Raw genomic sequence first — 14,017 nt, 5'->3', positions numbered from 1 at the left:
TGCGGTGAGAAGACGAATCGGTCGGCGGCCGGCTGCGCGCCGGGCGCCTTGCCTGCCCAACCGGGTTGGCCCCGCCGGGGACACGCCCCCGGGCCGTCACTTTGCGGACGTCCGCTGTGCAGCCGCCTCCTCAGGCCACCGGGCGGTTCCGCCGACCGCAGGTGTCCGGCAGGAATCGCGCCAGTGCGGCGGCAGCGGGAACGGTGACGCGGACCGCCGCGCGCACGGCCGGGGCGCCGTCCGTCCGTGGCGGTCGGCCGAGGTCAGCGAGCCGCCCCCGGGGCGAGGAGAGGACGAGACCGTCAGCTTGCACGTGAAGTAAGTCCTCCGTAATCCCGCCACCGATAGTCATTTGGGATGAAGGGGGATGCATGACCCGACCAGCACGACATCGCATATCCGACCTGTCTGCCGAGAAGCGGGCCCTGCTCGCTCAGAAGCTCCGGGCGCGTGTCGCCGACGGCACCTCCAGGCCCGGCCACTACGACGCCGTGATCCTGGGAGGCGGGGCCGCGGGCCTCACTCTGGCACTCCACCTTCGCCGGATGCGGCCGGGCATCCGGGTGCTGGTCGCCGAGCGGCAGCGCCACCCCGTGCCCGAGGCCACGCACAAGGTCGGCGAATCGACCGTGGAGATCGCCGCCCACTACCTGCGGGACATCCTCGGACTCGGCGAACACCTTCAGACACAGCAGATCCGCAAGTTCGGTCTGCGCATGTTCTTCAGCAGCGACGACAACGCCGACATCGCCGAGCGGGTGGAACTCGGCAGTTCGGTCTTCCCGCCGCTGGCCACCTATCAACTCGACCGCGGACGCCTGGAGAACGAGCTCGGCGCGACCTGCTCGCGGGTGGGCGTCGAGTTCCTCCCGGGCAGCAGGGTCGTCGACGTGGTCTTCTCGGCCGACGGGTCCCACCACGAGGTCCAGCTGCGCACGGACACCGAGGAACACAGCGTCCGGGCCCGCTGGGTGATCGATGCCACCGGGCGCGGCCGGTTCCTGCCGCGCCGGTTCGACCTCCGCAAGGACGTCGGTCACAAGGCCAACGCGGCCTGGTTCAGGGTCGGGCACCCCATCGACCTCGGAACATGGAGCGAGGACGAGGCATGGCACGCCCGGATCCGTCAGGGCCGGAGGGAACTGTCCACCAACCATCTGATGGGGCCCGGTTACTGGGTGTGGCTCATCCGCCTCGCCTCCGGATCCATCAGCATCGGCATCGTCGCGGAGGCCGGCCGGCACCGCTTCGAGGACTTCAACACCCTGGAACGGGCCCTGGACTGGCTCGCCGAGCACGAACCGCAGTGCGCCCGCGCCGTCGAGGAACACCGCGACAGGATCCAGGACTTCCGTGTGATGAAGGACTACTCCTACAGCTGCGGCCAGGTCTACGACGGCAGCGCCCGCTGGTGCCTGACCGGAGAGTCGGGGATCTTCCTCGACCCGCTCTACTCCCCGGGCCTGGACATGATCGCCATCAGCAACGGACTGATCGCCGATCTCGTCACCAGGTCCCTGGACGGCGAGGACGTCTCGGCCCTGGCGTCCGTGCACGACGCGCTGTTCCGGCGCGTCACCGACATGTGGCTCGCCGTCTACGAGAACCAGTACGCGCTGATGGGCAACGCCCGGGTGATGTCCTCCAAGGTCATCTGGGACACGGCCTTCTACTGGGGCGTCTTCGGACTGCTGTTCTTCCAGGACAAGTTCCGCACCGTGGCGGGCAGCCCCTCCGTCGCCGCCGACCTGGAACGTCTCACCGACCTCAGCAACCGGGTCCAGGCGTTCTTCCGTGAGTGGGCGGCCATCGACGACGCCCCCATGGAGGCTGGGTTCGTCGACCTGTACTCCCCACTGAACTTCATGGTGCAGCTGCACGCCGGCATGGCCGACGACCTGCCGGGCGGCAAGTTCCCCGAGCGTTTCTCGGACAACGCGAGGCTCCTGGCCCAACTGGCCGGACAACTGGTCACCGCGGTCATCGACGCCCACGGCGACCGGTACGACGACCGTGTCATCGCCCAGGTCCAGGCCTGGCAGCGGGACCCCCTGATCACCGACCTGATCGCCACCCACCGGCGCGAGCGGCACCACAACCCCACGAGCGAGGGCTGGATCGCCCTGCGCCCGTCCCGCTCGGGGGAGAACCCCGCAGGTCATGAACCCGATGGAGCGGACAGTATGCAACAGCAGAGCAGCGAGGTGAGCTATGTCTGACGTCTTCGGGCGCTTCGACGTGGCGATCCTCGGCGGTGGCATCGCCGGACTGACCCTGGCCCTCCAGCTCAAGCGCAGCGACCCCGAACTGCGGGTCACCGTCCTCGAACGGCAACAGCACCCGGTGCCCGAGGCCGCCCACAAGGTCGGCGAGTCCAGCGTCGAGGTCCAGGCTCACTATCTGCGCGACGTCCTCGGACTCGCCGAGCACCTGGAGCGGGACCAGTTGCACAAGTTCGGCCTGCGCATGTTCCTGACCCACGCGGGCAACGAGGACATCGCCCGACGCGTCGAGTACGGCCAGATCAGCGAGGCTCCGCTGGCCTCCTACCAGCTCGACCGCGGGCGGCTGGAGAACGCGCTCGGCACCATGGTCACCGGCCTCGGCGTCGACTTCCGCCAGCGCTGCAAAGTCCGTGACGTCGAACTCGCCGACGGCGACGCCGACCACATCGTCCACGTCCTCGACGGAGGGCACGGGCAGGCGCTGCGGGCACGGTGGGTCGTCGACGCGACGGGACGCGCCGGGCTGCTCAAGCGCAAGCTGAACCTGGCCAGGCCCGTCGGTCACCGGGCGAACGCCTCCTGGTTCCGCATCGAGCACGAGGTGGACGTGCACCAGTGGTCCGACGACGAGCGGTGGCGGTCCCGGGTCGAGGGCGGTCTGCGCCGGCTGTCGACCAATCACCTCATGGGCCCGGGGTACTGGGTCTGGCTCATCCCGCTGGCGTCGGGCTCCACGAGCATCGGCATCGTCGCCGACGACGAGGCGCATTCCTTCGACGGGTTCAACACGCTCGAGCGGGCCCTGGACTGGCTCGCCGAGCACGAGCCGCAGTGCGCGGCCGAGGTGCGGCGGCACCGGGAGAAGATCCAGGACTTCCGTGTCATGAAGGACTACGCCTACGGCTGCACCCAGGTGTACTCCGAGGACCGGTGGTGCCTGACCGGGGAGGCGGGGGTCTCGATCGACCCGCTCTACTCCTCCGGCGGCGACCTCATGGCCATCAGTAACGGCCTCATCACCGATCTCGTCTCACGGGACCGACTTGGCGAGGACGTGCGGGAGAAGGCCGTCGCACACAACCAGGTCTACCTGGTGCTCAGCGAGATCTGGCTGGTCGCCTACGAGGGCCAGTACCCGCTCATGGGCGACCCGCAGGTGATGGTGGCGAAGGTCATCTGGGACACGATCATCTACTGGGCCGTACCGGGCCTGCTGTTCTTCCACGACAAGTTCCGCCGCCTCGGGGACAGCCCCGCGGCCTTCGCCAACCTCCAGCGCACATGGCTGCTCCACACCCGGGTGCAGCAGTTCTTCAGGGAATGGCACCTGCTCGGCAACGAGCCCGCCTCCGACGTGTTCGCCGACCCCTACAGCCTGCTCGACTTCATCGTGGATCTGCACAACGGGATGGCGGCGGGCCTCGACGACGACGCGCTGGAGGAGCAGTTCGGGCGCAACGTGGACCTGCTGGAGCACTTCGCGGGCCAGTTGGTCGCCACCGTCATCGAACTCCTTGAGCGGCGCTGCGCCGACGACGCGGCCAAGTCCCGGATCGAGGAGTGGCGTTCCGACGCACTGCTGCAGGAAGCCGTCGAACGGTACCGGGAGCGCGACCCCGTCCACCCCATCGACAGCGCGTGGATCACCCTCGGCAGCCGGGCCACGGCGGTGACGCCATGAGCGGCAGCGGAGCGCGGGACGACCTCGTCGACGTCGCCGTCGTCGGTGGCGGAGCCGCCGGGCTGACCCTGGCCATGCAACTTCTGGGACAGCGGCCCGGCACCCGGATCGTGGTCCTGGAACGCCAGGGGCACCCGGTGCCGGAGGCCACGCACAAGGTCGGCGAGTCCACCGTGGAGATCGCCGGCTACTACCTGCGGGAGGTCCTGGGGCTCGGAGCGCACCTGCAGGCCCAGCAGCTGAACAAGTACGGGCTGCGCATGTTCTTCTCCAAGGACGGCAACCAGGACATCACCCGCCGTGTCGAACTCGGCCACTCCGTCCGCCCGCCGGGCGCGGTCGGCACCTACCAGCTCGACCGCGGCCGCCTGGAGAACGCCCTGGGGCAGGAACTGGCCACCCGCGGCGTGCGGTTCCTGCCCGGGACGAAGGTCGAGAGCGTGGACCTGCTGCCCGGCGCCGATCACCACCGGCTCCACGTCCGCACCGACGACGGCGCCACCCGGCAGCTGCACGCCAGGTGGGTGGTCGACGCCACCGGCCGGGCCTCCCTGCTCAAACGACGGCTCGGCCTGGCCAAGAAGGTCGGGCACCGGGCCAACGCCGTCTGGTTCCGGGTCGGCTGTCCCATCGACGTGGACCAGTGGTCCGACGACCCCGACTGGCACGCGCGGATCGAGGAGGGCCGACGGGAGCTGTCCACCAACCACCTGATGGGCCCGGGCTACTGGGTCTGGCTGATCAGGCTCGCCTCCGGATCCACCAGCGTGGGCATCGTGACCGACCCCGACCTCCACCGTTTCGAAGAACTCAACCGGTTCGAGCGTGCCTTGGAGTGGTTCGACCGTCATGAGCCGCAGTGCGCCGGCATCGTCCGGCAGCACCGCGACCAGCTGCAGGACTTCCGCGTCATGAAGGACTACGCCTACAGCTGCGAGCAGGTCTTCTCCGCCGACCGCTGGTGCCTCGCCGGGGAGGCGGGCGTCTTCCTGGACCCCCTGTACTCCCCGGGGCTGGACCTGATCGCGATCAGCAACAGCCTGATCACCGACCTGATCACGCACGCGCTCGACGGCGAGGACGTCGGCGAACGCGCGGCGATCCACAACCAGGTGTTCCTGCTGATCGCCGAAGGCTGGCTCAGCATCTACGAGAAGCAGTACGCCCTGATGGGCAACGCACGGGTCATGCTCACCAAGGTCATCTGGGACACCGCCGTGTACTGGGCCGTCCCCGGTCTGCTGTACTTCCACGACGTGTTGCGGCACCTGGGCGACCGCCCCGACATGGTCGTCGGTCTGGCCCGGTTCAGCGCGGCCAGCCGGGAGGTGCAGCGCTTCTTCCGGGAGTGGAGCGCGGTCGACGACGAACCCCGCGACCAGGCACCCTTCGTGCGCTTCTACGACTTCGACTTCATGGGCCGCCTGCACATCGGCATGACGGCGGGCCTCGCGGACGCGGACCTGGCCACGCAGTTCGAGGCCAACATCCGTTTCATCGAGCGCCTGTCGGGCCAGCTGGTGGCGACCGTGCTGGAGGAGTTCGAGGCCGAGCCCTGGAACCGGGCCAAGCGGGAGCAGGCACGACGCTGGCGGGCCGACGAGGCCCTGATGGCCCTCGTGGAGGTCCATCTGCGCGAACAGGAGTCGGCGCCGCTCGACGACCAGTGGATCAGGCTCCGCCCGGCCGGTGAGGCCGTCGGCACGGGGGAGTCCCGGTGACCGGCGTGCCGGGCGAGGCCGGCGCCCTGCGTGAACGCCTGGCGAGCCTGCCCGAGAACCAGCGGGCCCGCCTGCTGCAGCGGCTGCGCGGACGGCCGTACGAGTCCCCGAAGGAGGCCGACTGGTTCGTGCGGCACTCCGCCGCCGCCGAACCCGCGCTCCGGCTGTTCTGCTTTCCCTATGCCGGCGCCGGGGGTTCGGTCTTCCGCTCGTGGGGTGAGGGCCTGCCCGCCGACGTCGACCTGTGGGCGGCGCAACTGCCGGGCCGGGAGTCCAGGGTGGGCGAATCCGCCCTGCGGCGTCTGGAACCGCTGGTCGACGCGTTGTACGAAGCCGTGCTGCCGCGGCTGGACCTGCCGTACGTCTTCTTCGGACACAGCATGGGCGCGCTGGTCGCGTTCGAGCTCACGAGGCGGCTGCGCCGCGCGGGGGCACCACAGCCGTCCCGGCTGCTGCTCGCGGCGTTCCGCGCACCCCAGTTGCCCAACCCCAACATCAGGATCCATCACATGCCCGACGAAGTGCTGAAGACAGTGCTGCGCACGGAGGGTACGCCCCCGGAGGTACTCGACAACGGGGAGCTGATGCGGGCCCTTCTGCCCATGCTCCGGGCCGACCTCGAACTGTGCGACACCTATCGCTACCGCGACGAACCTCCCCTGACCATGCCCGTGTCGGTCTTCGGCGGAGACCAGGACGTACGCGTCAGCCGAAGTGATCTGGACATGTGGCGGGCGCAGGCCGGTGGTGCGTTCCGGCTCGCCGTCCTCCCGGGCTCGCACTTCTTCCTGCACGGCTCGCGGGACCTGCTGCTGGCCGAACTCTCCCGGGAACTGAGGGCGGCCGCCGCTCGCACGGAGGAAGGGGAACGGTGCCATGACTGACCGGTCGACCGACGACGCGGCGCGCGAACCCATCGCCATCATCGGAATCGGTTGCCGCTTCCCCGGCGGAGCCACCACACCCGCCGCCTTCTGGGAACTGCTGTGCACCGGAGTGGACGCCACCCGTGACGTGCCCCCGGACCGCTGGGAGATCGGCAAGTTCCACGACCCGGACGGCGCCAAGCTGGGCAAGATGACCACCCGGCGGGGCGGATTCCTCGACCGGATCGACGAGTTCGACGCCCAGTTCTTCGGTATCGCCCCCCGCGAGGCGATCTGGCTCGACCCCCAGCAGCGTCTGCTGCTCCAGGTCGCGTGGGAGGCCTTGGAGGACGGCGGACAGGTGTCCGACCGTCTCGCCGGCAGCGACACGGGCGTCTTCATGGGCGGCTTCACCCTGGACTACCAACTGCTCCAGAACTACGGCGTCCACAGCCGCTACGAACTCCAGACGCATTCGGCCACCGGCATGATGATGACGATGCTGGCCAACCGGCTGTCGTACTCCTTCGACTTCCGGGGACCGAGCCTCGCCGTGGACACCGCGTGCTCCGGATCGCTGGTGGCGGTGCACCTGGCGGCCCGGAGCCTGTGGAGCGGCGAGTGCTCACTCGCCCTGGCCGGCGGCGTGAACGTCATGATCGCCCCCAACATGACCATCGCGGAGTCCAAGGGCGGATTCCTGTCCCCCGACGGCCGCTGCAAGGCGTTCGACGCGTCTGCCGACGGTTACGCGCGCGGCGAGGGCGCCGGCGTCGTGGTCCTCAAGCCACTGGCACGAGCGCTGGCGGACAAGGACCCCGTCTACGCGCTGATCCGGGGGACGGCCGTGTCCCAGGACGGACACAGCAACGGCATCACCGTCCCCAACGGTGACGCCCAGGAGGCCGCCATGCGCACGGCATGCCGACAGGCCGGCGTCGCGCCGCACACGGTCCAGTACGTCGAGGCGCACGGAACCGGAACCCCCGTGGGGGATCCCGTCGAGGCGGGTGCCATCGGGCGGGTCTTCTCCGAAGGGCGTCCCGTCGGTGAGCGCCTGGTCATCGGGTCGGTGAAGACGAACATCGGGCACCTGGAGGCGGCGGCCGGAGTGGCGGGCCTGATCAAGACGGCACTGTCCCTGAAGCACGGCCGTATCCCCGGGCAGCTGCACCACCGCTCACCCAACCCGGCCATCCCGTTCGACGCCCTTCAGCTCCACGTCCAGACGGAGCCGCGCGACTGGCCGGACGTACCCGGGCCACGCCTGGCGGGGGTCAACTCCTTCGGATTCGGTGGCACGAACGCCCACGTGGTCCTCGAAGGACCTCCCGCCGAGCCACCGGTCGCGCCGTACGCCGACGACCACCGCCGTCACCTCGTGCCGCTGTCCGCCCGCAGCCCGGAGGCTCTGTCGGACATGGCGGCCGCCCTGCGGGACGTGCTGTCGGACACCCGGCACGCCGTGCGGGACGTCGGCCATACGCGCGCGTTGCGGCGCAGTCACCACGACCACCGGCTGACGGTCGTCGCGGCGAGCGCGGCCGAGGCTGCCGAGAAGCTGGACGCCTTCCACGCGGGCCGCGAGACCAACGGCGTGACATACGGCCGCGTCCAGGCCGGGAAACAGCGGAAACTGGCCTTCGTCTGCTCGGGGATGGGTCCGCAGTGGTGGGCCATGGCACGGCAACTGCTGCAGACCGAGCCCGTCTTCCGGGACATGGTCGAGCGGTGCGACGAGGAGCTGGGCAAGTACACCGGCTGGTCGCTGCTCGACGAACTCCTCGCCCCCGAGGAGCGGTCCCGCATGGCCGAGACCGAGGTCGCCCAGCCGGCCAACTTCGCGGTCCAGCTGGGTCTGGCCGAGCTGTGGCGCTCCTGGGGCGTGGAACCCGACGGGATCGTCGGCCACAGCACCGGCGAGGTCGCCGCGCAGTACCTGGCCGGCGTGCTGGGATTCGAGGACGCCGTGAAGGTGAACTACTACCGCAGCAGTCTCCAGCAGCGGGCCACGGGGACCGGTCGGATGCTCGCGGTGGGCATGACCCCCGAGACCCTGAACCAGGCTGTCGCGGACGCCGGGCCCCTGGTCTCGGTCGCCGCCGTCAACAGCCCGACCGCGGTCACGCTCGCCGGGGACACCGCGATCCTCGAGAGCATGGCGGCCCAGCTGGAGACCTTCGGGGTCTTCCACCGGTTCCTGAACGTGAAGGTGCCGTACCACAGCCACTGCATGGACCCGTTGCGCGGCGATCTGGAGAAGGGACTCGCCGACCTGCGCCCTGCCTCCGCCGTCCTGCCCCTGTACTCGACGGTGACCGGCACGCGCATCGACGGCCGCAGCGCCGACGCCCACTACTGGTGGCAGAACGTCCGTGCCACGGTCCTGTTCGCGGCCGCCTTCCGCCAGATGCTGGCCGACGGCTACACCGACTTCGTCGAACTCGGCCCCCATCCGGTGCTGGCCGGCCCCATGCGTGAACTGCTGGCGGAGCAGCAGCAGGACGGGCTCGTCCTCGCGTCCCTGCGCCGCGACGAACCCGACGACGCGGTGCTTCTGGGTTCCCTCGGCGCCCTGTACAGCCATGGCCACCAGATCGACTGGGAGGCGTTGTACGGCGACGACGCACGCCTGCTGGCCCTGCCGCCCTACCCCTGGCAGGCGAAGAGGTACTGGAACGAATCGGCGGAGGCCCGGGAGGACCGCCACTACACCGAGGTCCACCCCCTGCTGGGCCAGCGGATGAACGCCGTCCACCCCACCTGGGAGCGTGAGGTCAACCCGCGGCTCCTGAGCTATCTGGTCGACCATCGCGTCCAGGGGAACACCGTCCTTCCCGGGGCCGCCTTCATCGAACTGGCCCTGTCGGCCGCCGGCGAGGTGTACGGCGAGGGGGACCACACCCTCGAAGACCTGGAGCTGCGCAAGGCACTCGTCCTCCCCGACGCGGCCGACCCGCGGGTGCGCACCACCCTCTACCAGGACTCGGGCCGGGTCGAGATCGCCGGTTTCGCGGCCACACCCGGCGGCGACCGCACATGGACGCTGCACGCGACCGCCCGGATCGGCCGGCGCGCGGCCACCCGCACCGCCCTCGACCTCGCCGGTGCGCGCGGCGCCTGTGAAAGGCACGTCTCACGCGCGCAGTTCGACGACCTCGTCCAGCAGATGGGCTTCGAGTACGGGCCGGCGTTCCAAGCGGTGGAGGAGATCGCCGGAGACCCCCGGCGTGCCGTCGGGCGGGTGACGGTTCCCCCTTGCGTCCGGGACGAGCTGGGGTCGTACCGGTTCCATCCCAGCCTGATCGACGCGGCGTTCCAGGTCCTGCTCGCCGCCGCCGCACCGGGAGTGACGGACGGGACGCTCCCGGCCACTCCCTATCTGCCCGTGGGCGTCGACAGCGTCGCGGTCCTCGGGCGCCCGGCCGACGAGATGTACGTGGTCGCCGAGGTCGCCCGGGCCGACGCCCTCGTCATCGTCAGCGACATCGCGCTCTGCGACGCCGACGGACGGGTGCTCGTCGACATCCGCGGTTTCCGGGCACAGTCCCTCGACGCCGCGGCGAGCCTGACACCCGAACGCATCGACCAAGGGCTCTACGAGGTGCAGTGGCGTTCGTCGCCGCGCGACGACACAGGGGAGCCGGACGCCGACAGCGGGAGCGCGTGGGACGACGAGGCGACGGGCACCTGGGTGCTCTTCACCGACACCGCCGGGGTGGGCACCGAGGTGGCCCGGCGCCTCGCGGAGGCCGGACGACGCGTCCTCACCGTGGCCCCCGGCGACGTGCCCGAGCCCGCCCGCACCCCGGCCGGTGGCTACGTGATCGACCCCACCGAAGCCGAGCACTACAAGCTGCTGCTGCGTGACATCGCTCAGCACGACGAGATCGGCAGGGTCCTGCACCTGTGGAGCCTCGATCTGCCCTTCGGTGAGGACCTCCCGGTCACGGCACTGAGGGACGCCCAGGACCACGGTGCGCTGTCCGTCCTGCATCTGATGCAGGCGCTCTCCGCCGAGGTCACCCAGCGGCTGCCGCGCGTCTGGCTGGTCACCCGGACGGCCCAGGCGGTCGGGGACCACCCCCGGCCCCTCGCCCTCGCCCAGTCCCCGATGTGGGGCATCGGCAGGGTCGTCGGTCACCAGGAGTTCACCGGGATGTGGGGCGGCCTCGTCGACCTCGATGCCGGCCCGGTGGCGGAGCAGGCACGCCGTCTCATCGAGGAGACCACCGCACACCGGGGCGAGGACCAGGTGGCGTTCCGTGGGGCGGACCGGTACGTCGCCCGCCTGGCGCCGGCCGGCGACCACCTCACCCCGGCCTTCCCGACGACCCTGCGCGAGGACGCGGCCTACCTGGTCACGGGCGGCGCGGGAGCGCTCGGCCGTCTGGTGGCCCGGTTCCTGGCCGACCGCGGTGCCCGCCATCTCGTCCTGATGGGGCGGACCCCCCTCCCCCCGCGCGACGCCTGGCACGACCTGCCGGCCGACCACCCCCGACGCGACATCGTCGACGAACTGCTCCACCTCGAAGGCCGCGGGGTGCGGGTCCACCACGCCGCGGTCGACACCGCCGACGAGGCGCAGTTGCACGCGTGGTTCGCCGAACACCAGCGGCTGCGCCGGCCCCCGATCGCAGGCGTCGTCCATGTCGCCGGTGTCGTCGAGGACGAACTGATGCTCCGGATGAGCCGGGACACCTTCCAGCGCGTCATGCGCCCCAAGGTCGAGGGCGGCTGGCTGCTGCACCGCCTGTTCGCCGCCACCCCCTTGGACTTCTTCGTCCTCTTCGGCTCGGTCGGCTCCGTCATCGCGTCCGCGGGCCAGGCCAACTACGCCTCCGCGAACGCCTTTCTCGACGCGCTCGCCCACCACCGCCGGTGCCTCGGGCTGCCCGCCCTGAGCATCGGCTGGGGGCCCTGGTCGGTCGGGATGGTGGAACAGCTGGGCCTGGAGCAGATGTACGCGCGACGGGGCATCGAGCTGATCACTCCCGAAGCCGGCACACGGATCCTCGGCCGCCTCATCGGACAGCGCCCGGCACATGTGGTGGCGATCACGGCCGACTGGGCGACCGCCCGGGCGACCTCGACGGGAGGCCAGCTCCCGCCGCTGTTCGCCGAACTCGGCACGCGACACGGCGACGCGCACCGCGAGGACGAGGCGGCCGACGCCGACGCCGTGCTCGACGCCCTGTGCCGCACGCCGCAGGCGGACCGCCTGGGCGCGCTCGCGGAGCACCTGCACGAGATCGTCGCGCTGGTGCTCAAGTCGGACCCGGCGGAGTTCGGCCAGGAGGAGAACCTCAGCAACCTCGGCGTCGACTCGCTCATGGCCGTCGAGATCAAGCACCGCATCGACGCCACCCTGCGGGCCGACGTCTCGGTCCTCGATCTCCTCCAGGGCGTGACCGTCCTCGGCCTCGCCACCCGGATCCTGCCGCTCCTCGCCCTGGAGAAGTCCGGCGACCCGGCTCTCACCGAGCCGGCCACGCCCCACCCGGCCCCGTCCGGCGAGGGGCCGCAGGAGGAGGAACTCGCCGCCCTGCTCGCCCAGATCCCGCCCGACGAACTCGAACAACTCCTCGATGAACTGGAGTACCCCTCCGAGAACCCGACGGGAGCGATGAACAATGACACCGTCGCTTAGCAGACTGCGACGCGCCGTGATGGGCGTCTCGGACGCGGAGGCGACCGCCTTCAGCCGCGGCGACACCCCGACGTGGAAGCATCTGGAGACCGCCGTCCGCGCCGCCGTCGGCGGCTATCACGCGGTCCTCGACGGCAGCCGCTTCGACGATCTCGTGCCCCGCCTGGACCGCACGCCCCTGGAACTGCGGGGCTACGCGTACGAGGGCGCCGCCATGGGACTGACCGGCCTGGACCTGTTCCTGCCGGGCAGGTCACGGCTCCAGGCCTACATGGCCGGACCCGGGCAGCCGCACATCTACATGGTCCACATCGGGGCGGGGGAGGCGCTGGCCAGACTGCGCCGCAAACCGGAACCCTTCATGCGGCGCCTGACCGATCCGGCCCTGCGCTGGCTGGTGATGGACGGGTACGGCTTCCACGAAGGCTTCTTCAAACGACGCCGGTTCGTCGAACGGCAGCAGGTTCCCGTACATCTGTCGCCCTTCGCACGGCGCGTCTTCGACCAGGGTGTGGGCCGGAGCATCTGGTTCACCTCGGGCGCGGACGTCGGCCGGATCGCTTCGGCCATCGCCGCGTTCCCGGCACACCGGCACCCCGATCTCTGGCTGGGCATCGGTGTGGCCTGCGGGTACGTCGGCGGTGTCGACAGGCCCACGGTCGAGGCGTTGCGCGGAGCGGCCGGGCGGTACACGTCGCGCATGGCCGTGGGAACGGCGTTCGTGGCCAAGGGCCGACTCCGGGCCGGAAACCTGACACCCGAGACCGAACTGGCCTGTGCCGTGCTGTGCGGTGTCTGCGCCGAGGAGGCCGCCCGATCGGTCGACCGGGCCTTCGAGGACCTGCCCGACACCCGGTCCGCACCCGCCTACGACACGCTCCAGCGGCGGCTGGAGGCCGACCTCGCCGCCGTGCCCTCGACGAAGGGGGACACGGCATGAGTGTGCTGGGCGCTGTGATGAGGCCGCTGTTCGAGGTCACCCCGTCGGACCTTCCCGCCTCCGTGGGCACGGGCGCCGGCGCGGAGCGCCTCAGCAGAGTGGTGTTCACCGTCACGGAGTGCTGTGAACTCACGCTCCTCAACCGCCGGGAGGCGGCCCTGGTCCCCAAGCTGGACGCCTATCCCGAGGAGTTGCGGGGCTTCGCGTACGAGGGAGCGGGGGTCGGGCTCGCCGCCCTGGACCACCTGCTGCCGTGGAAGCAGCGCACCCGTCGCTTCGTCGACCGGGCCGCGAGCGAGTACGTCTTCGCGGTCTACCTGGGCGCCGGCATGGGCCTGGCACGGCTGCGCCGCAACCCGGAACCGTTCCGCCGGCGGTTGCGCGACGACGTGTTCGGCTGGGCCGTCCTCGACGGGTACGGCTTCCACGAGGGCTTCTTCGCCTACCGCCGCCATGTCCAGGAGCGCGCCACGCCCAGGCATCTCAGCGGCTACGCGCTGAGCGTCTTCGACCACGGCCTCGGGCGCAGCATCTGGTTCGCCACGGGTGCGGACGTCCAGCGGATCGGAGCGACCATCGAGGCGTTCCCCGAGGCACGACGGGGCGATCTGTGGGCCGGCGTCGGGCTGGCCTGTGGATACACGGGCGGCGTCGACGAACCCGGCGTCGAGGCCCTGCGGACCCGCGCGGACCGCCACCGGGGCCGGCTCGCCGAAGGAGTGGTGGTCGCGGCCAGGGCCCGGCACCAGGTGGGCAACCCCGCCGAGCACAACGAGGTGGCCTGCAAGGTCATCTGTGGAACCGACAGTCACCAGGCAGCGGAGATCGCCGCCGCGGCCCTGGTCGATCTCCCCACCGACGACGTCGAACCGGCGTACGAGATCTGGCGCCGGCGTATCCGCCGGCAGTTCGCCTGACGTCACACCACCGTCCC

The 14,017-nt window shown here is 70.7% G+C and carries 7 protein-coding genes; all 7 read left to right on the top strand.

Going from position 1 to position 14,017, the window contains the following annotated elements:
• The first annotated feature begins 371 nt into the window (after positions 1–371).
• From ACFYNL_RS20010 to ACFYNL_RS19980, 7 genes are read left to right on the top strand one after another with little or no spacing between them, the layout of a single operon-like run.
• Positions 372–2,219, top strand: a complete 1,848-nt coding sequence (locus ACFYNL_RS20010) for a tryptophan 7-halogenase (RefSeq protein ID WP_388805060.1) — start codon at positions 372–374, stop codon at positions 2,217–2,219.
• A complete protein-coding gene (locus ACFYNL_RS20005) occupies positions 2,212–3,906 on the top strand; it encodes an NAD(P)/FAD-dependent oxidoreductase (RefSeq protein ID WP_388805057.1) in 1,695 nt (564 codons plus the stop codon). The genes ACFYNL_RS20010 and ACFYNL_RS20005 overlap by 8 nt, the downstream gene beginning before the upstream one ends.
• Entirely contained in the window at positions 3,903–5,627 is a 1,725-nt protein-coding gene (locus tag ACFYNL_RS20000) for an NAD(P)/FAD-dependent oxidoreductase (RefSeq protein ID WP_388805054.1), read from the top strand. The genes ACFYNL_RS20005 and ACFYNL_RS20000 overlap by 4 nt, the downstream gene beginning before the upstream one ends.
• On the top strand, positions 5,624–6,511 hold the full coding sequence (locus ACFYNL_RS19995; RefSeq protein ID WP_388805051.1) for a thioesterase II family protein: 888 nt from the start codon (positions 5,624–5,626) through the stop codon (positions 6,509–6,511). Before ACFYNL_RS20000 ends, ACFYNL_RS19995 begins: the two co-directional genes overlap by 4 nt.
• Positions 6,504–12,143 (top strand): type I polyketide synthase, encoded by a 5,640-nt coding sequence (locus tag ACFYNL_RS19990; protein ID WP_388805048.1) that lies wholly within the window; start codon positions 6,504–6,506, stop codon positions 12,141–12,143. Before ACFYNL_RS19995 ends, ACFYNL_RS19990 begins: the two co-directional genes overlap by 8 nt.
• On the top strand, positions 12,127–13,083 hold the full coding sequence (locus ACFYNL_RS19985; protein WP_388805046.1) for a DUF1702 family protein: 957 nt from the start codon (positions 12,127–12,129) through the stop codon (positions 13,081–13,083). The genes ACFYNL_RS19990 and ACFYNL_RS19985 overlap by 17 nt, the downstream gene beginning before the upstream one ends.
• A complete protein-coding gene (locus tag ACFYNL_RS19980; protein ID WP_388805043.1) occupies positions 13,080–14,000 on the top strand; it encodes a DUF1702 family protein in 921 nt (306 codons plus the stop codon). Before ACFYNL_RS19985 ends, ACFYNL_RS19980 begins: the two co-directional genes overlap by 4 nt.
• Positions 14,001–14,017: the final 17 nt, after the last annotated feature.

Origin of the sequence: Streptomyces sp. NPDC007808, from assembly GCF_042868655.1 — a bacterium.
Lineage (GTDB): Bacteria > Actinomycetota > Actinomycetes > Streptomycetales > Streptomycetaceae > Streptomyces.
The sequence above is the reverse complement of the archived record's forward strand: the minus strand, read 5'-3'. Positions and strand labels throughout refer to the sequence as shown.

Excerpts from the sequence above, each read along its gene's own strand:
- ACFYNL_RS20010 (WP_388805060.1), top strand. The coding sequence starts at position 372 with ATGACCCGACCAGCACGACATCGCATATCCGACCTGTCTGCCGAGAAG.
- ACFYNL_RS20005 (WP_388805057.1), top strand. The coding sequence starts at position 2,212 with ATGTCTGACGTCTTCGGGCGCTTCGACGTGGCGATCCTCGGCGGTGGC.
- ACFYNL_RS20000 (WP_388805054.1), top strand. The coding sequence starts at position 3,903 with ATGAGCGGCAGCGGAGCGCGGGACGACCTCGTCGACGTCGCCGTCGTC.
- ACFYNL_RS19990 (WP_388805048.1), top strand. The coding sequence starts at position 6,504 with ATGACTGACCGGTCGACCGACGACGCGGCGCGCGAACCCATCGCCATC.
- ACFYNL_RS19985 (WP_388805046.1), top strand. The coding sequence starts at position 12,127 with ATGACACCGTCGCTTAGCAGACTGCGACGCGCCGTGATGGGCGTCTCG.
- ACFYNL_RS19980 (WP_388805043.1), top strand. The coding sequence starts at position 13,080 with ATGAGTGTGCTGGGCGCTGTGATGAGGCCGCTGTTCGAGGTCACCCCG.